Genomic DNA, 272 nt, shown 5'->3' on the forward strand with positions numbered 1-272 from the left:
GCTTGTAGGTGAAGCGGGTGTGGGTAAAACAGCGATTGCTGAAGGGTTAGCTTATCGTATTGTTAACGAGCAAGTTCCTGAAGTGATTGCAGATGCAGTGGTTTACTCGTTAGACATGGGCGCATTACTTGCTGGTACAAAATACCGTGGCGATTTTGAAAAACGTTTTAAAAGTTTATTAAAAGAGCTACAAGCAAAACCAGGCTCTATTTTATTTATTGATGAAATTCATACCATCATTGGGGCAGGCGCTGCGTCAGGTGGGGTTATGG

At 42.6% G+C, this 272-nt stretch carries 1 protein-coding gene; it reads left to right on the forward strand.

The window, feature by feature from the left end; genetic code table 11:
* Nucleotides 1-272 (forward strand): AAA family ATPase (locus AC0IXA_RS27490; protein WP_471814912.1); only part of this gene is annotated, 272 nt, incomplete at both ends.

Source organism: Pseudomonas sp. AC083, from assembly GCF_979253165.1.